The sequence below is a fragment of the Collinsella sp. CLA-AA-H302 genome (genome assembly GCF_040093305.1).
In the GTDB taxonomy this organism is placed as follows: Bacteria; Actinomycetota; Coriobacteriia; order Coriobacteriales; family Coriobacteriaceae; genus Collinsella.
In genome coordinates this window covers 1-22323 of sequence record NZ_JBBNJW010000005.1, presented here as the reverse complement: position 1 = coordinate 22323, position 22323 = coordinate 1, and the positions used below count along the sequence as shown (strand labels likewise).

Genomic DNA, 22323 nt, shown 5'->3' with positions numbered 1-22323 from the left:
TCTACTCGTGAACCGGGAACACGCTGGCGACGGAGTGAGTCTCCTCGTCGGTGCGCGGGTCGATGTACTTGGCAGCGTTCTCCCACTGACCATAGTGGCCCATAGCGCCAGCGATGGCCTCCTCGGGGGTCTTGCCGGCCTTGACGGCGTCGGTGAACTTGCCGAGGTTCAGGAACTCGAATGCGATGATCTCGTTCTTGTCGTTGAGAGCCATGCGGGTGACGTAGCCCTGAGCGAGCTCGAGGTAACGAGCGCCCTTGGCCTTGGTGCCGAACATGGTGCCGACCTGAGAGCGAAGGCCCTTGCCGAGGTCGTCGAGGGAGGCGCCCACGGGCAGGCCGCCCTCGGAGAATGCGGTCTGGCTGCGGCCGTAAACGATCTGCAGGAAGATCTCGCGCATAGCAACGTTGATGGCGTCGCAGACGAGGTCGGTGTTGAGGGCCTCGAGGATGGTCTTGCCGGGAAGGATCTCGGAAGCCATGGCGGCAGAGTGGGTCATGCCCGAGCAGCCGATGGTCTCAACGAGGGCCTCCTCGATGATGCCGTCCTTGACGTTCAGCGTGAGCTTGCAGGCGCCCTGCTGGGGTGCGCACCAACCCACACCGTGCGTAAGACCGGAGATGTCGGAAATCTCCTTAGCCTGGACCCACTTGCCCTCCTCGGGGATGGGTGCGGGGCCGTGGTATGCACCCTTGGCAACGGGGCACATGTTCTCCACTTCCTGTGAGTACTGCATGCCTCTCCTCTCTATCGTGTTGGCGTCCCGTCTGGGGGTCGTGGCTGGCGATTGCCGGGCGACCCTTCGAAAGGGACATGACATGCAGCCCCTATAATACCGCGAAATGCACGGAATATTCGGTGAACGGCTCAGTTTTCGTAGCGAGAAGTCCGGAAGTTTTAATTGAAACGGTTTAACCCTATGTTCTGTGGTCGCGAACTTCCGTAGAGGGGGTCCGTCTTGGGCAAGCTTTTGGTCAGCTCTTGTAAGCGTTGCAGGGGCTGACCTGTTGCAACGGTGCCGTTCGCCGCCTATTTACTGCCTTTGGCCGCGCGAGTCTATTGTTTTGCGTGGATGTTTTGATGGCACGCTTCAATCGTGCTGTATTGGATGGCAAGCAGACCCCGGCGAAGGGAGCGCCATGCAGCGCGTTTGGAGAACGGTTACCGGCTTTTACCATGTCTGTGCTCGCGGTACGGGCAAGCAGCTCATCTTCGAGGGCGATGAAGACCGGTGGGAGTTTTTGGAGCTGATGCGCGAGTGCTGCCGCGGGGCGGGCGTGACGGTTATCGCCTGGTGCCTTATGGGCAATCACGTGCATCTGGTGCTTGCAGACTACGAGGACGCGATGAGCGCGGCGATGCACCGGCTGCTTTTGACGTACGCGCGGCGGTTCAATAAACGCACGGGGCGCACGGGCCATCTGTTCCAGAACCGTTTTGACCGGCGCTCGCTCGATACCGACCGTCATCTAATGGCCACGATTCGCTATGTTCACGCTAATCCGCAGGAGGCGGGCATCGCCCTGATCGAGCGCTATCCGTGGAGCAGCTTTGCCGAGTATCTGCGAGCGTATGACAACGATACGACGAGGGGATTTTCGGACCCTTCTTGTGTGCTCGAACTCTTTGAGTCCGCCAAGGGGTTTCTGGATTATTCTCTGTCGATGCCCGATGGTTCCGATCCGGTGATTCACGATATGGATGAGACGGAGTGGGAGCGGCGTGCGTTTGCCGACAAGATGGCGAAGCGCCTGGGCGTGCCGCTTAACGAACTCAAGACCGTAGCACCGTCGCGGCGAGACGCAATCATTTTCGCCCTGCACGATGGCGGCTACACGGTGCGCGAGATTGAACGGTATACGGGAATCAGCAAGAGTACCGTCTCTCGTATCGTGCGCGCTTATGCGCGGGTGAAGGCTCAGGCTGAGGGCTCGGAATAGAAAATGGCCGAACCACTCTTGTCAAGCGATTCGGCCAACAAAATTCTTAAGATTTGGGACAAATACTACTGATTATCTTGTCCCGTGAGCATGCCGTCGAGGGTGCGCCAGGCGAGCTCGGCGCATTTGACGCGGGCGGGCATGTGTGAGATGTCCTGGAGCTGGGCGGCCTCGTCCAGGTCTTCCAGGTCCTCCTCGGAGAGCTGCTCGCCACGGATCATTGCGAGGAAAAGCTCTGCCAGACGACGTGCCTCCTCGACTGTCTCGCCGGTGATGAGGTCGGCCATGATGTCGGCGCTGGCCTGGCTGATGGCGCAGCCATGGCCGGTAAAGGAGGCCTCCTCGATTACGTTGTTCTCGACGCGAAGCTGCAAGGTGAGCTCGTCGCCGCAGCTGGGGTTGATGCCGTCGTGCTCGTGCGTGGGGGCATCCATCTCGTACTTATAATCGGGGTGCGAGTTGTGCTCCATAAACGTGGTGGAGGTGTAGAGGTTACCCATTGAACGTGCTCCAAACGTGATGCAGGCCGGCGATGAACTTGTCGATATCGGCCTTGTCGTTGTAGAAGGCCACGCTGGCGCGGCAGCAGGCAAGGTTCTCGACGCCCAGCCAGGTGAGCAGCGGCTGCGCGCAGTGGTGACCGGCGCGGATGCAGACACCGTCCATGTCCATGATGCTCGCGACATCGTGCGGGTGAATGCCCTTGACGTTAAAGCTCACGACGCCGTGGTGGTTGTCCCAATAGATGGAGCCGATGATCTGGACAAAGTCGAGCTGCATGAGCTCGCCCATCAGGTAGTGGACGAGTGCCTGCTCGCGCGCCTGGATGTTTTCGTAGCCTACCGTGTTGACCAGGTAATCGAGGGCAGCACCTGTGGCAAAGATGCCGGCGGCGTCCTGCGTGCCGGCCTCGAACTTCTCGGGGACGGGCGCCCAGACGGCGTCCTGCTCGGTGACCGAGTCGATCATCTCGCCACCGGTAAGCATGGGCGGCATGGCGTTGAGCAGGTCCATCTTGCCCCACAGCACGCCAATGCCCATGGGGCCCATGGCCTTGTGTGCGCTAAAGGCAAAGAAATCGGCGCCTAGGTCGGCCACGTCGACCGGCATATGCGGCAGCGACTGCGCGCCGTCGACGACCAGATAGCCGCCGTACTTATGCACGAGCTTGCCGAGGTTCTTGACGGGGTTCTCGACGCCCAGCACGTTGGAGACCTGACCCACGGCCAGGATCTTGGTCTTGGGACCCACCTTGGCCAGAACCTCCTCGGTCGTGAGTTGGCCGGTCTTGGTGGGGTAGAGGTAGACGAGCTTAGCGCCGGTCTCGCGGCAGACCTGCTGCCACGGAATCAGGTTGGAGTGATGCTCCATGATGGTGATGACGACCTCGTCGCCGGGCTCGAGGACCGTGGGCGCAAAGCTCTTGGCGACCAAGTTGAGCGACTCGCTCGTGTTGCGGGTGAAGACGACCTCGTTGGCCTGGGGGGCGCCGATGACGTCGGCGATCTGTTGGCGCACCTTCGCGATGGCCTCGGTGGCTTCGACGGACAGCGAGTACAGGCCGCGCAGGGGGTTGGCGTTCATGCGCTGGTAGAAGTCGCGCTCGGCGTCGAGCACGCAGGCGGGGCGCTGCGCGGTTGCGGCGCTATCGAGAAAGGCGATCTCGGGGTGCTGCTGGAACAACGGGAACTGCGCCTTGTAGGGATTAGTCTCGATGTCTACGGTAGGCCAACCGCGCGAAGCCTCGTCGCTGGCGTCGAGCTCCATGGGCTCGGGGGCGGTGCAGGTATCGCATTTAACGTGCTCGGTATCGATCATGCGAGCTCCTCTTCAAAGTTATCGATCAGGTTGTTGCCCAAGCGGACGACGGCGACGCGGGTGCGCTCATCGGTGGCGGAAAGCGCGGCGTCCTCCAGCTTGGCGCGGATGAACAGATCCTCGGCGGCGTTTTGGTCAAGGCCGCGGCAGGCGAGGTAGAACAGCTGCTCGTCGCGGACGTGGCCGATGGTGGCGCCGTGGTTGCCGGCGACGTCGTCCTCGTCGCACAAGATGACGGGGACGGTCTTGTTGTCGACACCCTTGTTGGCCAAAAGCACCGTCTCGCGCTCGGTGCCGGTTGCACCCTTGCAGCCGTGCACGAGGTCGATGGTGCCGCGGTAGACCTTCTTGGACGTGCCGGTCAGCACGCCGTTGGCGTCGATCTCGCACTCGGTCTTGCGACCGCGGTGGCGCAGCTCGTAGTTAAAGTCGCGCACCTGCTCGCGGGCGCCCAGGTAGTCAGTATCGATGGTGACCTTGGCGGTATCGCCCAGCAGGTCGCCGGCAAGGCCGGTGGCGCTGGCGCCGGCACCCAAGACGGTGTGCTGCACGTTGACGCGCGCGCCCTCGTCTAGGAACAGACCGGTGTCGTCGAGCGCGATCCAGCTATCGTCGAGCGTCTGCGTGCAGGCCACGTTGACGGTGGCGTACTCGTGGGCGCACACGCGTAGCACGGAACCCACGACGCCCTCGCCGGCAACGGGGGAGTCCAGGGCGATATGCAGATCGAGCGTTGCCTGCGGACGGGCGACGACGTCGATGGCGGCGATGGCCGCGGCAGCGTCGACGCCGCTTACGCGCACGGTGACCGTGGCGTGCTGGTAGGCGGGCACATCAATAACGATGCGCTTGGTGGCGTGGTCTGCCAGATATGTGTAGGCAGCCTCGCCCATGCCGGTTTCGAAGGCCTCAGCGGGGGAGAGCTCCTCCTCCAGCTTAATGGCACCGGCCTGGTAGACAGAGGTGGCGGGCACGTCGAGCTCGGTTTCGGGCGTGATGCGGGCGCGGTCGGCGGCATCACCGGGGGCGGAGGCGCGGCGCTCGGGGAAACACTCGGCCATGGCCTCCATGGCGGCGTCGAACGCGTCTGTCACGCCAGTAAACTGCTCGTCCAAGCCCTCGACCTCAATGGTCTCGGCGGGTGCGGCGGCAAGCTCGGCCGAAAGCTCAAGCTTAGTCTGGTTCATGCGCAGCCAGCCCCAAGTTGCAGCCGGCATAGCATTGACCTGCTCGAGCGTGGTGGCAGCGGTGTTCGTGGTCTGGTTCATTATCCGATCGCTCCTTCCATCTCGAGCTTTATCAGGTTGTTCATCTCGACGGCGTACTCCAGCGGCAGCTCCTTGGAGACCGGGTTGGCAAAGCCGTTGACGATCATGGTGCGGGCCTCTTCCTCCGAGATGCCGCGGCTCATCAGGTAGAACACCTTGTCGTCGCCGATGCGGCCGATGGTGGCCTCATGGCCGATGTCGACATTCTTGGCGCGGATGTCCATGGCGGGGATGGTGTCGGAGCGGCTCTGATCGTCGAGCATGAGCGACTGGCAGCTCACGGTTGCCTTGGAGCCCTCGGCCTTGGGCGTGGCCACAATGGAGCTGCGGAACGTCTGGATGCCGCCGCTTTTGGAAATGCCCTTGGTCTCGACGGTTGCCGAGGTATCGGGCGCGTTGAGCACGACCTTGCAGCCGGTATCGAGGTTCTGACCGGCGCCGGCAAAGGTAATGCCGGTAAAGCTTGAGCGGGCGCGGCGACCGTTGAGCACACTCATGGGGTAGAGGTAGCCCACGTGGCTGCCGAAGGAGCCACTGATCCACTCGATATCGCCGTCCTCGTCCACGCGCGCACGCTTGGTGTTGAGGTTGTACATGTTCTTGGACCAGTTCTCGATGGTCGAGTAGCGCAGGTGCGCACGCTTGCCCACAAAGAGTTCCACAGCGCCGGCGTGGAGGTTGGCCACGTTGTACTTTGGCGCTGAGCAGCCCTCGATAAAGTGCAGGTCGGCGTCGTCCTCGACGATGATGAGCGTGTGCTCAAACTGGCCGGCGCCCTTGGCGTTAAGGCGGAAGTAGCTCTGCAGCGGGAAGTCCAACTTGGTGCCCTTGGGCACGTAGACAAACGAGCCGCCCGACCACACGGCACCGTGCAGGGCCGCAAACTTGTGGTCGGTGGGCGGGATGAGCGTCATAAACTTCTCGTGGATGAGCGGCTCCCACTGCGGATCGTGCAGGGCTTCCTCAATACCGGAGTAGACGATGCCCATCTTGGATGCCGTGTCCTGCATGTTGTGGTAGACGAGCTCGGAGTCGTACTGCGCGCCGACGCCTGCCAGGTAGCTGCGCTCGGCCTCGGGGATGCCCAGGCGCTCAAAGGTGTTCTTGATGTCGTCGGGCACCGACTCCCAGTCGTGCTTTTGGTCGGTGTTGGGCTTGACATAGGTGACGATGTTGTCCATGTCTAGGCCCTCGATGGAGGGGCCCCATGTCGGATTGGGGAAGCGGTTGAAGATCTCGAGAGACTTTAAGCGCAGGTCGAGCATCCACTGCGGCTCGTCCTTCTTGGCGCTGATCTCGCGCACGATGTCGGGCGTGATGCCGGCGTCGAGGCGCTCGAATCCCTCCTCGCCATAGGTGAAGTCGTAGAGGCTGCGGTCGATGTCCGCGACCTCGGTGCGGTTCTTGGTCATTGCGTCGCCCCTTTACGCCTGCTGCTCGGCAGCGGCGGCCTCGGCCTGGGCGCGCTGCTCGGCGGCCTCGCGCTCGAAGGTCTCAAAACCGTTCTTGTCGATCCAGGGGATGAGCGAGGCGTCGTCCTCGCGCACGATGTGGCCCTTGACCATAACGTGGACACGGTCTACATCCAGGTGCTCCAGGATGCGCGTGTTATGCGTGATGATGAGCATGGAACCGTCGCAGCTCTTGCGATAGGCGTCCATGCCGTGGCTGACGGTGGACAGGGCGTCGACGTCCAGGCCGGAGTCGGTCTCGTCCAGGATGGCGAGCTTGGGCTGCAGCAGCAGAAGCTGGAGCATCTCGACCTTCTTTTTCTCGCCGCCCGAGAAGCCCACGCCCAGCTCGCGGTTGAGGTAGGCGGTGTCCATGTTGAGCTCGGCTGCGAGCTCTTTCACGCGACGGCGGAACTCCTTGCCCTTCATTTCCAGGCCGGGGCGGCCGGCGATGCTAGCGCGCAAAAAGCTCGACAGCGGCACGCCCGGGATTTCGACCGGGGCCTGGAAGCTCAGGAATAGGCCGGCGCGCGAGCGTTTGTCGGTGGTGAGCTCGGTGATGTCCTGGCCGTCAAAGACGATGCGGCCGTCGTTGACCGTGTAGACGGGGTCGCCCATGACCAGGTGGCCGAGGGTGGACTTGCCGGCGCCGTTGGGCCCCATCAGTACGTGGGTCTCGCCGGCGGCGACGTTGAGGTTGACGTTGTGGAGGATGGTCTTCTCGTCCACGGAGGCGGTCAGACCTTCGATGGAAAGCAGCGGATTTGCGCTCATGCTGTCCCTCTCTGTATATGGTGTACTCATAGGTGTACGAAACCCTAGGAATCTTCTCGGAATAAAGTTACTATGGGTTCGGCGTTAGTCAAGGGAAAACCCGACTAATCCACTCGACTTTTCAAATTCTGGGACAAAATTACCTGTTGTGTTTGTCCCACTTACTTAAGAAATGGGACAAACAAACCTGGTTATGTTGTCCCAGATGCGATGGGAGGGTAGGTATGCTCATTTCTTCTAAGGGCCGCTATGCCCTCCGACTGATGATCTATATCGCAGCGCTTGGTGACGCCGAGGGCAAGATCGCCCTGCGCGAGGTCGCCGACCGCGAGCGTATCTCGCAAAAGTATCTGGAACAGCTGGTCCGTCCGCTCATGAAGGCGGGCCTACTTAAGAGCGTGCGCGGCAAGGGCGGCGGCTACATGATGGCCAAGGACCCGGCCGAGGTGCGTGCCGGCGACATCCTGCGCGCCGTCGAGGGCAGCACGGCTCCGGTGGCGTGCGATGGTATCGACAACAGCTGCGCCCGCAGCGATCTCTGCTCGACCGTCAAATTCTGGCGTGGTCTGGACGACGTGATCGAAAAGTACGTCGACGGTGTGACGTTGGCCGACCTTGCTGCCGTCCCCGAGATCAACTTCGACATTAAGCTGTAGGATTTCAAATGGCATCTCTCGACAAGGTGTACAAGCAAATCGAGGTTTTTGCTCGGGAATGTGACGCCGAGAAGGTTGTGCTGTTTGGTTCTCGTGCCCGCGGTGACAATTTGCCTAAGAGCGATATTGATATTGCTGTAGCAGGTTGCCGGGATTTCGACCGTTTCTCATATCTGATAGAGGAGCGTCTTGATACTCTTTTAGATATAGACGTCGTCAATCTGGATGAGTCCTTATCGCAGCAATTGCTCGATGAAATTGCCAGGGATGGTGTGATTCTGTATGAAAAAATATGAGAACTATGCCAGCGCCTTGGCGAATCTTGAGGATGCACCCAATCAGGATCTTAGCAATGATTTTGTTCAGAGTGGATTGATTAATAAGTTCAACCTTCAGTTTGAACTGAGCTGGAAGCTCCTTAAACGTCTGCTCGAGTATGAGGGCGCCACGCTTGCTGCATCGGGGTCTCCTCGTGCCATCTTGAAGGAAGCCTACCGATTCTACGATTTTATTGATGAGGCGGCATGGCTAGATATGCTCAGGGATCGCAATACGAACGTTCATATCTATGACAACAAGCTCGCTCAAGATTTGATTCAGCGTATCTTGAACGTCTATATCCCCGCTTTCTGTCAGTTGAGAGACGGGCTGATGGGGCGCTACGGCGATCTTCTTCTGGTGCCCGACGACCAGTTTGTTTAATTCCTTAAGATTTCGCGGAGGGTTGTTGCCGTTTACCGAGGGGTTGTTGTGCAACAACGGGCGAGCTGCAATACTTATTGTTATCTTTGCAAACTGCACTTTAACTACACCAATGCAGGGAGGATCTTATGCAGCCCAAGCATTCTGCTATTGTCGCGGGCCTGACGCTGGCGCTTTCGTTTGGCGCCGTTTCCGTGCCGGCACCCGCCGCTGCCGAGGAGCCCACGCCGGGCGTTGCCTCGGATGCCACCGATATCGATAAGGGTCTCTACACCCAGCAGTCCTTCTCGGGCGTGCTGAGGTCGGTCCAGGGCGTTTCGTTTGTTAACGTGACCCCCGAGATGAAGTACTTTACCAAGTACGAGAGCCATGGCAACTATAACCAGGGCTTTTCGTGTGGCGACGGCTATAACGCGCTGGGTTATTACCAGTTCGACCGTCGATGGTCGCTCATTCCGTTTATGAAGCAGGCCTACAACTACAACCCCGAAAAATACAGCATGCTCAAGGATGCGATTGATCGCGGCAGCGAGATTTCCAACACGAGCAATGCCATGTACGAGAATGGCCAGCTCACCGAGTTGGGCCGTATTGCGCAGGAGGCCTTCCAGGGCGCTTATAACACCGACCCTGCTGAGTTTTCGGCTCTGCAGGATGCGTATGCGTACAACTCGTACTATGCGGTGACCGAGGCGTGGCTCAAGAGCGGCTTGGGTATTGATATTTCGGGCCGTGCCGATTGCGTTAAGGGCATGGTGTGGAGCATCACCAACATGTGCGGCACCGGTGGCTGCAGGGACTTTTTCCGCTGGGCGAATCTTTCCAATGATATGTCCGACCGCGAGTTTGTGACGGCGCTCTCCAACAGCGTGGTCAATAACGTGGCGACCAAGTATTCGAGCCAGCCCCAGTATCATGAGGGCTGGAAGAATCGTTATAAGAATGAGCTGAAGGACTGCTTGGTTTATATCGCTGAGGACGAGGCTGCCGCCGCGACGCCCGTGCAGCCCGAGCCCACGCCGGCGCCCTCGTCGACGCCTGATTCGAATGACGACTCGAGTGACGATGCCAACGATGACAAGATGGATGCGCCCTCGACCGATGCTGACGGTGATGGCTCTGCTGGTGGCACTACCAACAACGGCTCTACCTCGAACGGCTCCGATTCGAACGGCTCTGCTGCGGGCGATTCGTCTTCAAGCTCTTCCGGCAATACGGACAGCGCCGCCTCTGGTTCGACCGACGCTGATACTTCTAACTCATCAACCGGCTCGAGCGATTCGTCCGTTGGCGCCGGCTCTAACAACGGCTCCGGCTCTGACGCAACCCCTGATTCCGATACTTCCAAGGATGACTCGAATAAGGCGCCGGACGTTCCCTCTGCTTCGCCTGACAAGAAGCCTTCTTTCTCCGTGCAGCTTGGTTCTACGCTGGGCTCTTCGCTGATGGCTGGCGTCAATAACGGTTCGACTTCGAACAAGGGCAATTCTGGTCAAGCTTCCACGGAAAAGACCGAAGCCGCAAAGGGTGACTCCAAGGGCGAGGCTTCCGAGAAGGCTGAATCCGATAAGGGTTCTAGCTCTGAGGAGAAGAGCGACAAGTCCGAACAGAAGAAGGACGAGGATAAGAAGTCTGAATCTGAGGAGAAGGACAAGAGCAAGGCCGAGGGCGAAAAGAAACAGTCCGAAGACGACGACAAGAGCGGTGCTGACAACCAGGTCCAGGAGCAGAATGACTCCAAAACGGTGACCACCACGACCACGACGACTACAACGACCAAGTCCTCGGGCGGTAACATGCCCAAGACGGGCGATCTGATTGTGATGGCGAGCCTTGCCAGTGCGAGCTTGGCCACGCTGGGCGCTACGTCTATCGTAAGTGGTAAGCATAAGCTCGATCAGCAGAAGAAGGCTTCTGGGGAGGACGGCTCGGAGGAGTAATCTTCCAGATCGTTTTCTATAAGAGTTTGGGACGGGGTCCGGTGCGGCGGCATCGGGCCCCGTTTTTGTTGTGCAACGATTTGTTATGCCCCCTCGGGGGTCTGTTGCTACCGTTGCCCGAAACGTTTGCATGTCGATATTGTTGCGCTCTACCCGCTCGCTACAATGGGCATCGTGCTGCGTTAGAGGGAGAGTTTACGGTGTCTGAACAGGCGAATTATGGTGTTGCTCATGCGTTTGGCGCACGGTTGCTCAATTATGCGGATAACGCAGCTCTGCCGGTCGATGTGCACGACTTTTCCGATGCAATCAATCGGTGTTTACTCGTCGATAAGACTATGTTTATTGCCGATATATTGGACTGCGAAGCATCTGTTGCGCTTTGCTGTCGGCCCAAGGGTTTTGGCAAGAGCATGAATCTATCGATGCTCAAATGCTATTTGGAACGACCTGATCTCCTGCGGCCGGATCGAAGCCCGTTCGTCGGCACCCAGATTTGGCAGGCGGGCGGCGGTCGCTATCGTGATGAGTACGTGTGTTATCCGGTCATCATGCTCGACTTTTCAGCTGTCGCTGCGAGGCGCGACGCTGATGCTGCGGCGGCTATTCGCAGCGCTGTCGCGCACGAGTGCGCCCGATTGCTGCCGCTGCTTGCCGCGCCTGATCTGTCAAGACGTGAGGTTCGTCTTATCGAGAGGGCGGCACGTGGGGTGGCCAGTGATAAGGAGATCGATGCGGCGCTCGGCGTGCTCATTAAACTGCTTCAGACAGCTTTCGATGAGCGGGTTGTTCTTCTGATAGACGACTACGACGCGGTATGTGCAAAGCGTTTGGACGCTAAGGACGACGGGAGCGTGGATTCCCTAGAGTCGCTCAGCCGATTGTTGTTCGACACCATTGCCAGCGCTGGCGACTCGTTGCGATTGACGTGTCTTATGGGCGAGCGCCCCGGTCCTGCCGAGTTTGCGTTGTCCCAACGTGGGGTTTCCTACCGATCGGCGACGCCGCTGTCGAGTTGGTGTGATCGATGGTTCGGTTTTTCGGACGATGAAGTCCAGGTGCTGTTGGATCGCATCGGTCGCAACGGCTGTCTGGATGACGCGCGTGAGTGGCTCGAGGGCTATCTGTTTGGTGGTTTTTATTGCTCGATCCCGGAGCGTGTGGTGGACTACGCATATCGCGGTTGCGTCGCGCCCGTTCGGGCAGATCTGTATGGTTACGTCGACCGTCTGAGCGCATGCGTCGGTGACTGGAATCTCATGCGCCTGTCCGCATTGTTCGATTTGCTTGAGCCGCATGGGTTTATTGAGGCGCCAGTGCATGTGCATGCCGAGGTGGCCGATGTCGCCAAGCCCGAAGATATCTGGACAGCGCTGTATCTGTCTGGATTCCTTACGACGGATATGACGGGGCATTCGGAGGACGGCGCGTGCCTTCGTTCCCTGCGTCTGCCTAACAACGAAGTGCGTCAGGCGCTCCGTCTTGTAATTCTGGAATGGTTTGAGTGTGCCGTTGAGGACGTTGGAGTTATCGACTCGTTCCATGACGGCCTGTGTCGAGGAGACGAGGACGCTGTAAAGCAAGCTTTGAGCTGTGCTATCGGCGATTTGGGCATCGATGTGGGCCAATCAGATATGCCGACAGCCTATCATCTGGCGCTTCAGGGGCTCTGCTTTGGACTGCCCGGCTATTGCAATCCCAGCTCCAAGCGAAGCGGCGTCTCGGATCGCTGGGATATCCAGGTGATTCCCACCGGTCGGGTGTTTGACGTGGCCGACACGCTCGGCATGCTCGATGAGCGACCGCTCATTACGATCAACATGTTGTACGACCCTTGCGTCGATGCCCTGGGCCTGGAACTGTTGGCGGTTCAGGCGCTGCTCGACATAGAGCGCGACGGCATCGATGATATCCGCGTGCCGCGCCCCGCCGTCGGGCGCATGCGTTGGGGCTTTGGTTTTGACGGTCAGCGTGTGTCCGTGGTGTGCCAACGACTGTAGCGGCGGGCGAAAGCCCTTTACTGTTCTGCGTCCTTCATGGGCGGCATGGGTTTCCAGTTGGGATCCTTAACGATCTTGCGGGCGTCCTTCATGCCACGGCGCAGCGCCGGAATGCCGGTCTTAAAGCATTTGTCGACTGCTGCCAGACGAATGAACTCCTTGCAGAAGGTCGCGGCATTGCCCAGGCGGAACAGCATGGGGTGGTAGTCACCGTAGATCTGCATATAGCGAGCGAGGAAGCCGCGGTTGCGCATGATGTAGTAACGGTTGGTGTCGCTCGTGGAGTTGAGCTGGCGCTTGCCGGCGATATCCCAGTTAGAGACGGCGCGGGCGCGCTTGAGCACCACGTCGGCGACCACGGCAGCGGGGAAGTGTTGGCTGGCTACGTAGCCGTAGCAGGCATCGTCGCCGTAGATAAAGAAGCGCGCGTCGGGCAGGCCAATCTTGTCGACCACGCGGCGCGAGAACATGCCGCCCTCAAAGCACAGTTGGTTCATGGTGCGGTAGCCCTTGGGTCCCAAGTCCCACTTGGCGACAGGGTTGGGAATGCCGAGCGAAAGGATGAGCTGGTACTGCCAAAAGAAGGCGCCGCCGTCAAAGTCCAGGCGCGAACCCTGGATAACGTCGTAGCGGTCGGTCCACTTGGCCAAGCGCTCGATGCCTTCGGGGATGACGAGCACGTCGTCGTCCATCACCCAGAACCACTGGGCTCCCAGATCGTAGGCGCATTTAGTGCCAGCGGAGAAGCCGCCCGCACCGCCGCCGTTTTCGAGCTGCGGGGCGTAGATGACACGGTCGGTGCCGCCCTGCGCGTCGGGCTGCTCGGCGTCGATGCCCCACAGGTTGGCCAGGCGCTCGTTGAATGCGGTGCACATGGCCTCGGTCTCGCGCGAATTCTCGTTATCGACAATCACGATGCGCCAGGGCGTTGCCGTGAGCTCGGTCATGGAGTCGAACAAGTTGGCCAGGAGTTCCTGGCGCTTGTACGTAACGACAACGATGGCGAGCTTATCTATGGGGGCGGGAAGGGTTGAAGTCATGGGGCAATATATCCTTTCACGCGCGGCGGGCGAGCGCTGCGCGGAAGCTATCGAATACGTCCTTGGGACTGTCCTATTGTAAAGGCTCGGCGCACCTTGACGGCAAGCTTTGAATAAAACGCAGGAACCTGCCATGGGCCCGCCGCATGACGTGCGGCTACTTTGCCCGCAAGAGGCTCCATAGATTATATAAACGCCCGCTGGCGCGCTGACCCTTTGATACCATGAAACGACAGGTATTTCCTAAGGAGCACATTTGTCTACTAACGCCTCTGGCAGCCCTGTTCTGTCGCTGCTTATCCCCATTTACAATGTTCAGCGCTACCTGCGCGAGTGTCTTGATTCCGCCCTGGCGCAGACGCTCGAGGATATTGAGATCATCTGCATTAACGACGGGTCGACCGACAACTCGCCCGCGATTATCCGCGAGTATATGGAGCGCGATGGGCGCGTCAAGATGATCGACAAGGCCAACAGCGGCTACGGCGACTCGATGAACCACGGTCTGGAGATGGCGCGTGGCAAGTACGTTGGCATCTTGGAGTCCGATGACTTTATGGCGCCCGACGCACTCGAAAAGCTTGTCTCGGCCGCCGATAGCAATAATGCCGACTTTGCGAAGGCGAACTTTGATTTCTACTGGTCTAAGCCCGAGGAGCGCCGTTCGCTGCACGAGATGTTTAGGCCTCAGGATTGCGGCAAGCCGGTGCACCCGAGCGATACGACGCAGTTCTTTAAGCAAAAGCCGTCGATTTGGTCGGCTGTGTACCGTCGCGATTTTCTTGAGCGCAACGGCATTACGTTCCTGCCGACTCCGGGGGCATCCTTTCAAGACACGTCGTTTGCCTTTAAGGTGATCGCGTGCGCCGAAAAAGCTGTTTACCTGCATGATGCCGTGTTGTCGTATCGCCAGGACAACGAGAATTCCTCGGTCAATTCTTCGGCTAAGGTCTTTTGCGTCAATGCCGAGTATGCCGAGATTGAGCGTTGGATTCGAGAGGATTATGCCCGCGACCACGCAAGCGGCGATGTCGCGCGCATGCTCAAGTTCAATCAGCTCATTAAGTACGATTCGTATATGTGGAACTACGTGCGCCTGGCGCCTAAGTTCTATAAGGAGTTTCTGGTGCAGATGGCCAAGGAATTTCAGGCGGCCTTGGACGCGGGGGAGTTTTCGCTTGACGACCTCAAGCCGTGGAAGCGCGCGAATCTCGCTGCCATCCTCAAAGATCCTGAGGGCTGGGTTGACGAGCATCCGAGTTTTGCGACGGATGGTGCCTTGGGGCGTGCTAAGTATTACGCCTCGGTTGGAGGCCCAGGCGTCGTCGCCGCCTTCCTCATCGAATCGCTGAGGGGGTAGGTCGGCATGGGAGAGGCCTTGTGTCCTAAAGCTACCATTGTCGTCCCCGTCTATAACTCTGCGCGCTCCATTCAGCGATGCCTCGATTCGCTGCTGGCTCAGTCCGAGCGCTCGATTCAGGTTGTCTGCGTCAACGACGGTTCGACTGATGATTCGTTGAACGTGTTGCGCCAGGTCGCGCAGGCCGACGATCGCGTACTGGTGATTGATCAGGAAAACGCGGGCGTCTCGTGCGCTCGAAATGCCGGTATCGATGCCGCCGAGGGCGATGTCGTTTTCTTTGTAGACGCTGATGATTATATCGACGCCCAGACGGTCGAGCACGTGCTGCAGGCCATAGCTTCATCGGATGCCGAGGTCGCCGTTTTTGGCGGCGTCTGCGAGCCGTCTGATGCCGCGCCCAAACGCGTCCAGCAACTCATGAGCCCCAAAGCTGGTACCTTCGGCGCCCGTGATCCCCAACTGCTGTTCCATGCGAATGTGCAGCCCTATGCCTGCCGTGCGGCTTTTTCGCGCGAGCTGCTCAATCGCGAAGGCATTCGCTTCGCCCCCGGTTTGGCTTTGGGCGAGGACGTTGTCTTCCAATTTGCGGCTTATGCGCTTGCCCGCAAGACCGTTGTCATGCCGGACAAGTTCTACCACTACGTGATGGAGGGCGAATCGGCGACGCATGAGTTCAACAGTGCCGAGGCTCGCGCCAAAAAGCTTGACGCCCACATGAGGATGCTCGAGGAGGTCTTGGAGGGCTGGGCGGCCTACGGTCTTTTGGGCCTGTGTCCCGGCGAGCTGATCACCTGGTTCCTGGACCTTATTGTGTTTGATTTGGCACGCTTGGACGCTAATGACTACCGCCGTGTAGCCGCTCGCGTTAACATGGACTTCACGACGTTTTTGGGAGCGGAGTGGGCGGATATGCCTGCTAAGGGCGCCGTTCGCCGTGTTGCCCACAAGCTCGTTGCGGCGACCGCGGGCGTTTCGATGGCAGACGCAACGCTGTTCTATCTTTCGACTCGCGGTCTCAAAGCCTGCCTGGAGCGCTTTATCTAATTCCAAGCGCTGCCGCCCGCCGCAACTCGGCTGCTAAAATAACCCTGTTATACGCTATTCAACAGGAGGTTCTCTTGCAGAACTCTGATACCCCTAAAGTTTCGCTGCTTGTCCCCATTTGCAATGTCGAGCGCTATCTGCGCGAGTGCCTCGATTCCGCCGTGGCGCAGACGCTCAAGGACATCGAGATCATCTGTATCAACGACGGCTCCATCGATAGCTCGCCGGATATCATTCGCGAGTACATGGAGCGCGACCCCCGTGTAAAGATAATCGACAAGGCCAACAGCGGCTACGGCGACTCGATGAACCGCGGCCTGGAGATGGCACGCGGTGAGTACGTGGGCATCCTTGAGTCTGACGACTTTATGTTTGAGGATTCGCTCCAAAAGCTGGTCGCCAAGGCCGATGCCGAGCATGCCGATGTGGTAAAGGGCGACTTTTACCTGTATTGGTCCACGCCCAGCGAGCGCCGTGAGCTGTTTGGGATCATCGACGAGCATATGACGGGCGCCGCGTATCGCCCCGTCGATCGCCCGGGCATCTTCTACCGCAAACCTTCCATTTGGTCGGCTATCTATCGGCGCGAGTTCCTCAACGACAATCAGATTCGGTTCCTTCCCACGCCGGGTGCTTCGTATCAGGATGCGGGTTTTAACTTTAAGGTCTGGGCATGCGCCGAGCGTGCTGCGTTTATCGCGGTCCCCATTTTGTGCTATCGCCAGGATAACGAGAAGAGCTCCGTTAATTCGCCCAACAAGGTGTTTTGCGTGTGCGACGAATATGCCGAGATGCAGCGCTTTTTGGATGAACGCCCCGAGCTTAAGGCTCAGCTTCAGGGCATTTTAATGCGTATGAAGGTCGATACGTACCGTTGGAATGATGAGCGCCTGGTCGATGAGTTGCGCGAGCAGTTTTGGGAGAAGGCCTCTCCCGAGCTCAAGTCCGATTGGGATGCCGGTCGCTTTGACCTGTCGCTGTTCGATCCGCGTGGCGAGACCGACTTGCGCCTGATGGTCAAGTCGTCCCGCGCTTATATCGATTCGCGCTTTGACTTTAAGAAGCCGGGCAAGCTCAATACGTTTAAGCATTACTTTAAGATTGGCGGTCTGCCACTGGTCTGGCGCGTGCTGACGTATCAGCGCACCTACGGCGATAATCCGCACCCCGATGACGTTCCGGCCGTACAGTAGGAGCGAGTGACTATGGCTACCCCCAAGATTTCCGTTGTCGTTCCCATCTATAAGGTGGAGGAATGCCTGGCCTGGTGCCTGGACTCCCTGCTTGCGCAGGACATGCCCGATTGGGAAGGCGTGCTGGTCAACGATGGCTCGCCGGACGGCTCGCGCGATATTGCGGCTGCCTATTGCGAAAAGGACGCGCGCTTTACGCTGGTTGATAAGGAGAACGGTGGCCTGTCGAGCGCGCGCAATGCGGGCATTGCTGCGTCCACGGCGCCTATCGTTGCGTTTTTGGATTCCGACGACCGGTTTACGCCCGATGCATGCCGCGTGATCGTCGATGCCTTTGAGCGCGAGGACTGCGACGTTTTGACCTTTGGCGCGAACCCGTATCCGCTGGAGGCGGGGTATCCGTGGCTTAACTATGTGTTGAGCCCGCACGATGTGTCGTTTGAAGGCTATAGCTCTGACCTGCTGTTTAAGGAAGCATCTCGCCCCTTTGCATGGCGCACCGCCTGCAAGCGTGAGTTTTTGCTGGGTAACGGTATCGTGTTCGACGAAACCGTCAAGTATGGCGAGGACCAGGTCTTCGATTTTGCCGTGTACGGTCGTTCGCGTAAGACCGCGCTTATCCCGAACAAGCTGTACGACTACCGTGTGGCGCGCAAGGGCTCGCTTATGGACACCATGCGCTATGACGACGAGACACGACTGCTGGAGCACGTGAAGATTTACTCCGCGGTGCTGGCTGACTGGCAGCGCGATGGTCTCGATGCCCAGCATGCCGAGGACCTGGCGTACTTCCTGTGCGATTTGGTGTTGTACGATGCGCTCAGGTTGCTGGGGTCGGACTGCGGCAAGGTGGTTGCTGCCGTTGCCACGGCGCTTGACGGTTCTGCCGTGGGCAGCGATGCCGCGCTCGCACAATGCGCTCCTTCTGTTGCCGCTATGGTGCGTGCGGCGCTTACCAGCAAGGCCCCCAATGCCCGTGCATGCAAAAAGCTCATGTTCGATTACGACGTCTTGAGGTTTGGGCGTCTGGGTGCCTGCAAGCGCATGGCAGCGAACGCCCTGGGAAAGCGAGAAGTGTAGATGAGTATCAAGCGTTTGGCACTTTGCCGCAGTCAGGGCCGTCTGTTTGTGCTGCTTCGTTTTGCCGGTCAGGATGTCGCCGCGCTTATCGAGCGGGAGGGTTCTCAAGCGTTTGCCCATGCGACGACGAGCGGTTCTTGTGTGCCGTCGCTGGTGCTCCCGGTCGATCATGGCCGTGTGTTGGCGCTTTGCCCTTCCGTTTCCGATTACGAGCGCGAGCTCGCCGTCTTGGTGCTTCCCTTTTTGGACGGCTCTACGATTGATGTTACATTTGCATCCGGTGACCAAAGGTTGGGCTCCATCCGCCTCGATAGCCGCGTGGCCAAGCTGGAATCCAAGATTAACTACAAAGCAAAGCCTGCGCTGTGTGCGCTTATCCGCGATGCGCAGCGTGGCGAACACTGCGGCCGCTACGAGATCGATGCCATTCGCTATTTGCCGGCAGACGCCGGCGCTGTGTGGCGCTATGAGGTTACCTGGGCGGGAGACCCCCAGTGCGCACCTGAGTTCCAGATCTTCGATACGCATATGAATGCCATCGATGTTGCCGTGCATGTGTTTGAGTCGCAGACCGATGTGCCGCAGCAGAACGGATGCCGTGTCAATAAAACGTATCTGAGCGTTGAGATACCTCAGGATATACGGGATTTTGTCGCGATTGCGAGCGATCCCACAGAGCAGATCCAGAGCGGGTTTTGCGCCATGGATGGTCGCCTGTACAACGGCATGGTCGACGACAGCTGGAGCCGCATGAAGGACGCGCGTGCAGACGACGCAGCTTATCGGCGTTGGTTTGAGCAGCATCGCGCAAAGCCGGGCGATTTGGCGTGCCAGCGTGTCGCTTCGACGGCCTTTGCCTATAGGCCGCTCGTGAGCATTGTGGTGCCGTGCTACAAGACTGATCGGGTCTACCTCCGCGAGCTGCTGGACTCGGTGCTAGTCCAGAGCTATGACAACTGGGAATTGCTGTTGATGGATGCCTCGCCCGAATGGGATGCGGTGGCCGACCTTGCGGCGGACGCCAATGACGAGCGCGTTCGCCGCATCGAGCTGTCCGGCAACGGCGGCATTGTGGTCAACACCAACGCAGGTATCGAGCAAGCGATGGGCGACTACATCGCGTTCTTGGACCATGACGACATTCTGGAACCGGACGCGTTATTCCACTATGTTGCCGCGTTGAACAAGGCTGCCGAGGGCGAGCGTCCCCAGGTCCTGTTCTGCGACGAGGACATGTTCCAGAAAACGGGGGAGTGGGGTCAGCCGGTCTTTAAGACGCGACTCAACGTCGACCTGCTCTATAGCCATAACTGCGTGACGCATTTCCTGATGGTGGAGAAGGCGCTCATCGATCACATTGGTACGTCCCCAGAAGACGTCGCGGGCGCCCAGGATTACGATCTTACGCTTCGCTGCCTTGCGGCGGGCGCGCGGTTTGAGCATGTCGCGCACGTGCTGTATCACTGGCGCGTGCATCCGGGATCGACCGCCGACGGTTCTGCCGATAGCAAGCCGTATGCTATTGAAGCCGGGCGCCTTGCGCTTCAGCGCCACTTTAACGCGCTGGGCGTTCGTGGAACAGTCGAGGAGACCGAGACGCCGTTTGTCTACCGCATGCGCCATGTGCTGCCGGAGCCTGCGCCACTGGTGAGTATTGTGATTCCTACCAAGGATCACATTGAGACGCTCGACGCCTGTGTGATGTCGATCGCCCAGAAGGCAACGTATGCCAACTACGAGATCGTCTTGGTGGAGAACAACAGCGAAGACCCGAAGACGTTTGCGTATTACGAAGTCCTGCCGGAGCGCGTGGCTGCAGCATCCGAAGGCAAGGGCATCGCGCGCGTTGTGTACTGGCCGGGCGAGTTCAATTACTCCCAGATCATCAACTTTGGCGTTGAGCATGCCAAGGGCGATTACCTGCTGCTGCTCAACAACGATACCGAGGTCATAAGCCCCGACTTTATCGAAGAGATGATGGGCTATCTGCAGCGTCCCGATGCGGGCGTGGTGGGCGCCAAACTCTACTTTGCCGATCATCTGGTGCAACATGCCGGCATTGTGGTTGGCGTGCGTGGCGCACTTGCCCATGCCAACCAGGACTTCTCGGCAAAGCGCGAGGGCTATCTTGCCCGCGCTGTGCGCCCGGGCAACTTTAGCGCCATAACGGGCGCCTGTCAGATGGTGCGACGCGACGTATTTGAGCAGGTCGGAGGCTATAACGAGGAATTCGCCGTCGGCTTTAACGACGCAGACTTTTGCCTGCGCGTGTGGGAGGCGGGCTACCGCACCATCTTTACGCCCTATGCCGAGCTGTACCACTTCGAGTTCACCTCGCGCGGCAGGGAAGAGGCCAACGAGGAAAAGCTGCGCCGCTGGAAGCGCGAGCAAGCCCTGTTCATGCAGCGCTGGCCGGAGTTCTTCCTTGACGGTGACCCGTGGCTCGGGCCGAACCTATCTCTCGAGAGCGAGTACTTCTCGCTTTAGGGCGAAGTAATTCCAAGATCCGGCAAAGTATGCTCAAGGGCTGTAAGAGCGGTAGGGTTCAAGTACTCCTCGTTCAAGCAGCTCTTGTCATATCGAAAACGCGTGTCTCGTGAGCATTCGATGAGTTCCGCAGTAAAGAACTTCTCCCAGCTAAAGAACTTTGAGCTTTCTATATGATCAGCGGGGTTAAGCAGCATGTCCTTAATGTGTTTGCTGTTGAATAATCCCGACTTCAACACGAGCCATTCAAACGATTCCGGTAGGAATAGCTTGATGTTCTTTCGGCGCAATAGAGCAACTGCTTCCGCAATTTCTGGTCCGAAGGCGGCGCCGTCGGCAATCACGAGGATGTCGTTTTCCGGTGCGTCCATAATGCAGTTGCAAATATTTGATTTTCCTCCCGCGCTGATGCACTTAATGCTGCTCTTTTTGCATAGCAAACTGAAGAATTCGTAGCCCGAATTTGTGTCCTCTACGATGACAAGCTCGGGCCTCTCGCCTCTAAATTTAGTATCACCGTAAATACGATATGTAGAGGTGTAGACACGAGAGTAAACGGGATACTTCGTTGTGGTTCGGTTGGTGTTCTTAAGACCGTAGATTTCATCAACGCTATAGGGCAGTTGGCGCAGTGACTCTCTGGCGACGATTACGTAGTAGTTTGAGCTACGTTTTGCTTCATGAGCAAATTCTCTTGATCGAACAAAAGTATTGCCCTCATCAATAAAAACAATGCTGCTGGAAATCTCTTGGAGATCTCTGCGCCAATTTTTTCCAGATATTGTTTTACAGGGTACTTTGCAACTGACTGTTACGCCGCTTTGTGCCCCAAGCTCTTCGTGAGCTGCCACCATATCAAGCAGAGTTGTCTTGCCTGTAGCACTGTTGCCTTGGATGATGGTCAGATTTCTATTGATGGTCAGTTTAAACTGAACCCGGTTATTTTGAATAATTACCTTGTATGATCCGCGCATCAGGAGTTCTCCCTTAGGCATTTTCCAGCTATGGGGACAAGGTCGAACATCGTGTGAACGACATCACCCGTGTTCGCAATGACAGCCGTGAATTTGCCGTTTCCGAAATCCATTAAATGGTAGAGATTGATTGTTAGATCCCTTTGCGCGGCGATCCTCAGAATCCAGTAGGCGCAATTATCACCACAATTTGAGGCGTTATATATATTCTGCGGCATAAAGTACATAAGCAGCAGCGTTTTGGTGCCGCTGGATAGTTTCTCGGGAGGAATGATGCCTAGGATCTTGGTATCGATTGCATTGGGGCCTACCACGGTGCCTTTGTCGATGGATTTAATGACCCTTTGGGCAAAGGAGTCTTGAAACCACTGGGGCGAATAGACGTTATCGAAGTAAACCGACGTGTTGTAGATAACGTTTTCCATATCACCATAGTGAATTGTTAGCACGTTGGTCCCTTCGGATTGTTGGCTTTGCATTTGTTGAGTTTGATTATATCTCAGCACATTAGATGGGCGTTATTGGCCAGTAACGTATGTGATCAAGGGTCAAGGGTCAGGGATGGGTTACGAAAGCGCGATATTTCCGCGATA

20 protein-coding genes are annotated in these 22323 nt (G+C 58.3%); 11 read left to right on the top strand and 9 right to left on the bottom strand.

The genetic code is table 11. From position 1 onward, the window contains the following. Position 1: 1 nt before the first annotated feature. Complete coding sequence (locus AAAV21_RS04820; RefSeq protein WP_006235554.1) at positions 2-736, bottom strand: nitrogen-fixing protein NifU; 735 nt, start codon at positions 734-736, stop codon at positions 2-4. Between the two features lie 403 nt (positions 737-1139). Between AAAV21_RS04820 and AAAV21_RS04815 the strand changes: the two genes are divergently transcribed. Then, the gene (locus tag AAAV21_RS04815; protein WP_349107837.1) at positions 1140-1940 is read left to right on the top strand and encodes a transposase; all 801 of its coding nucleotides are present in this window, start codon (positions 1140-1142) and stop codon (positions 1938-1940) included. Positions 1941-2005: 65 nt separating this feature from the next. Here the strand turns inward: AAAV21_RS04815 and sufU are convergent, their stop codons facing one another. Genes sufU through sufC form a run of 5 tightly spaced genes read right to left on the bottom strand, consistent with a single transcriptional unit; the run spans position 2006 to position 7251 of the window. After that, positions 2006-2440, bottom strand: coding sequence for a Fe-S cluster assembly sulfur transfer protein SufU (gene sufU, locus AAAV21_RS04810; protein WP_349107835.1), 435 nt, complete (start codon positions 2438-2440; stop codon positions 2006-2008). Beyond that, entirely contained in the window at positions 2433-3758 is a 1326-nt protein-coding gene (locus tag AAAV21_RS04805; protein ID WP_204986374.1) for a SufS family cysteine desulfurase, read from the bottom strand. The genes sufU and AAAV21_RS04805 overlap by 8 nt, the downstream gene beginning before the upstream one ends. Continuing rightward, positions 3755-5026 (bottom strand): SufD family Fe-S cluster assembly protein, encoded by a 1272-nt coding sequence (locus AAAV21_RS04800; RefSeq protein WP_349107834.1) that lies wholly within the window; start codon positions 5024-5026, stop codon positions 3755-3757. The genes AAAV21_RS04805 and AAAV21_RS04800 overlap by 4 nt, the downstream gene beginning before the upstream one ends. Further along, entirely contained in the window at positions 5026-6438 is a 1413-nt protein-coding gene (sufB, locus tag AAAV21_RS04795; RefSeq protein ID WP_349107833.1) for a Fe-S cluster assembly protein SufB, read from the bottom strand. The genes AAAV21_RS04800 and sufB overlap by 1 nt, the downstream gene beginning before the upstream one ends. A gap of 12 nt (positions 6439-6450) precedes the next feature. Next, on the bottom strand, positions 6451-7251 hold the full coding sequence (sufC, locus tag AAAV21_RS04790; RefSeq protein WP_006235561.1) for a Fe-S cluster assembly ATPase SufC: 801 nt from the start codon (positions 7249-7251) through the stop codon (positions 6451-6453). A 224-nt stretch (positions 7252-7475) separates the two neighbouring features. Here sufC and AAAV21_RS04785 point away from each other — a divergent pair, with 224 nt between their 5' ends. The 5 genes from AAAV21_RS04785 (at position 7476) to AAAV21_RS04765 (ending at position 12549) form a co-directional block, all read left to right on the top strand. Further along, positions 7476-7907 (top strand): Rrf2 family transcriptional regulator, encoded by a 432-nt coding sequence (locus tag AAAV21_RS04785; protein ID WP_099431873.1) that lies wholly within the window; start codon positions 7476-7478, stop codon positions 7905-7907. Between the two features lie 8 nt (positions 7908-7915). Further along, positions 7916-8203 (top strand): nucleotidyltransferase domain-containing protein, encoded by a 288-nt coding sequence (locus AAAV21_RS04780; protein WP_117635060.1) that lies wholly within the window; start codon positions 7916-7918, stop codon positions 8201-8203. Then, positions 8190-8609, top strand: a complete 420-nt coding sequence (locus AAAV21_RS04775; protein ID WP_349107831.1) for an HI0074 family nucleotidyltransferase substrate-binding subunit — start codon at positions 8190-8192, stop codon at positions 8607-8609. The genes AAAV21_RS04780 and AAAV21_RS04775 overlap by 14 nt, the downstream gene beginning before the upstream one ends. Before the next feature lie 128 nt (positions 8610-8737). Continuing rightward, the gene (locus tag AAAV21_RS04770) at positions 8738-10549 is read left to right on the top strand and encodes a hypothetical protein (protein WP_349107829.1); all 1812 of its coding nucleotides are present in this window, start codon (positions 8738-8740) and stop codon (positions 10547-10549) included. A 41-nt stretch (positions 10550-10590) separates the two neighbouring features. After that, entirely contained in the window at positions 10591-12549 is a 1959-nt protein-coding gene (locus AAAV21_RS04765; RefSeq protein WP_349107828.1) for an AAA family ATPase, read from the top strand. A 17-nt stretch (positions 12550-12566) separates the two neighbouring features. Here the strand turns inward: AAAV21_RS04765 and AAAV21_RS04760 are convergent, their stop codons facing one another. Next, positions 12567-13589, bottom strand: coding sequence for a glycosyltransferase (locus tag AAAV21_RS04760; protein ID WP_349107826.1), 1023 nt, complete (start codon positions 13587-13589; stop codon positions 12567-12569). 256 nt (positions 13590-13845) lie between these two features. Between AAAV21_RS04760 and AAAV21_RS04755 the strand changes: the two genes are divergently transcribed. The 5 genes from AAAV21_RS04755 (at position 13846) to AAAV21_RS04735 (ending at position 20756) form a co-directional block, all read left to right on the top strand. Further along, on the top strand, positions 13846-14949 hold the full coding sequence (locus tag AAAV21_RS04755; RefSeq protein WP_349107824.1) for a glycosyltransferase: 1104 nt from the start codon (positions 13846-13848) through the stop codon (positions 14947-14949). A gap of 6 nt (positions 14950-14955) precedes the next feature. Then, the gene (locus tag AAAV21_RS04750; RefSeq protein WP_349107821.1) at positions 14956-15996 is read left to right on the top strand and encodes a glycosyltransferase; all 1041 of its coding nucleotides are present in this window, start codon (positions 14956-14958) and stop codon (positions 15994-15996) included. 74 nt (positions 15997-16070) lie between these two features. Further along, on the top strand, positions 16071-17189 hold the full coding sequence (locus tag AAAV21_RS04745) for a glycosyltransferase family 2 protein (RefSeq protein WP_349107819.1): 1119 nt from the start codon (positions 16071-16073) through the stop codon (positions 17187-17189). 12 nt (positions 17190-17201) lie between these two features. Then, positions 17202-18269, top strand: a complete 1068-nt coding sequence (locus AAAV21_RS04740; RefSeq protein ID WP_349107816.1) for a glycosyltransferase family 2 protein — start codon at positions 17202-17204, stop codon at positions 18267-18269. After that, positions 18270-20756 carry a glycosyltransferase gene (locus AAAV21_RS04735; RefSeq protein WP_349107815.1) on the top strand — a complete coding sequence of 829 codons (2487 nt, stop codon included), beginning with the start codon at positions 18270-18272 and terminating at the stop codon, positions 20754-20756. It begins immediately after the preceding gene. Here AAAV21_RS04735 and AAAV21_RS04730 read toward each other — a convergent pair. Further along, positions 20753-21730 (bottom strand): translation initiation factor 2, encoded by a 978-nt coding sequence (locus tag AAAV21_RS04730; protein ID WP_349107813.1) that lies wholly within the window; start codon positions 21728-21730, stop codon positions 20753-20755. The genes AAAV21_RS04735 and AAAV21_RS04730 overlap by 4 nt on opposite strands. Further along, on the bottom strand, positions 21730-22155 hold the full coding sequence (locus tag AAAV21_RS04725; RefSeq protein WP_199408725.1) for a DUF4869 domain-containing protein: 426 nt from the start codon (positions 22153-22155) through the stop codon (positions 21730-21732). Before AAAV21_RS04725 ends, AAAV21_RS04730 begins: the two co-directional genes overlap by 1 nt. Positions 22156-22323: the final 168 nt, after the last annotated feature.

Bases quoted from the DNA above. Each gene is read 5' to 3' on its own strand.
- AAAV21_RS04820 (WP_006235554.1), bottom strand. From the start codon at position 736: ATGCAGTACTCACAGGAAGTGGAGAACATGTGCCCCGTTGCCAAGGGT.
- AAAV21_RS04815 (WP_349107837.1), top strand. From the start codon at position 1,140: ATGCAGCGCGTTTGGAGAACGGTTACCGGCTTTTACCATGTCTGTGCT.
- sufU (WP_349107835.1), bottom strand. From the start codon at position 2,440: ATGGGTAACCTCTACACCTCCACCACGTTTATGGAGCACAACTCGCAC.
- AAAV21_RS04805 (WP_204986374.1), bottom strand. From the start codon at position 3,758: ATGATCGATACCGAGCACGTTAAATGCGATACCTGCACCGCCCCCGAG.
- AAAV21_RS04800 (WP_349107834.1), bottom strand. From the start codon at position 5,026: ATGAACCAGACCACGAACACCGCTGCCACCACGCTCGAGCAGGTCAAT.
- sufB (WP_349107833.1), bottom strand. From the start codon at position 6,438: ATGACCAAGAACCGCACCGAGGTCGCGGACATCGACCGCAGCCTCTAC.
- sufC (WP_006235561.1), bottom strand. From the start codon at position 7,251: ATGAGCGCAAATCCGCTGCTTTCCATCGAAGGTCTGACCGCCTCCGTG.
- AAAV21_RS04785 (WP_099431873.1), top strand. From the start codon at position 7,476: ATGCTCATTTCTTCTAAGGGCCGCTATGCCCTCCGACTGATGATCTAT.
- AAAV21_RS04780 (WP_117635060.1), top strand. From the start codon at position 7,916: ATGGCATCTCTCGACAAGGTGTACAAGCAAATCGAGGTTTTTGCTCGG.
- AAAV21_RS04775 (WP_349107831.1), top strand. From the start codon at position 8,190: ATGAAAAAATATGAGAACTATGCCAGCGCCTTGGCGAATCTTGAGGAT.
- AAAV21_RS04770 (WP_349107829.1), top strand. From the start codon at position 8,738: ATGCAGCCCAAGCATTCTGCTATTGTCGCGGGCCTGACGCTGGCGCTT.
- AAAV21_RS04760 (WP_349107826.1), bottom strand. From the start codon at position 13,589: ATGACTTCAACCCTTCCCGCCCCCATAGATAAGCTCGCCATCGTTGTC.
- AAAV21_RS04750 (WP_349107821.1), top strand. From the start codon at position 14,956: ATGGGAGAGGCCTTGTGTCCTAAAGCTACCATTGTCGTCCCCGTCTAT.
- AAAV21_RS04740 (WP_349107816.1), top strand. From the start codon at position 17,202: ATGGCTACCCCCAAGATTTCCGTTGTCGTTCCCATCTATAAGGTGGAG.
- AAAV21_RS04735 (WP_349107815.1), top strand. From the start codon at position 18,270: ATGAGTATCAAGCGTTTGGCACTTTGCCGCAGTCAGGGCCGTCTGTTT.
- AAAV21_RS04730 (WP_349107813.1), bottom strand. From the start codon at position 21,730: ATGCGCGGATCATACAAGGTAATTATTCAAAATAACCGGGTTCAGTTT.
- AAAV21_RS04725 (WP_199408725.1), bottom strand. From the start codon at position 22,155: ATGGAAAACGTTATCTACAACACGTCGGTTTACTTCGATAACGTCTAT.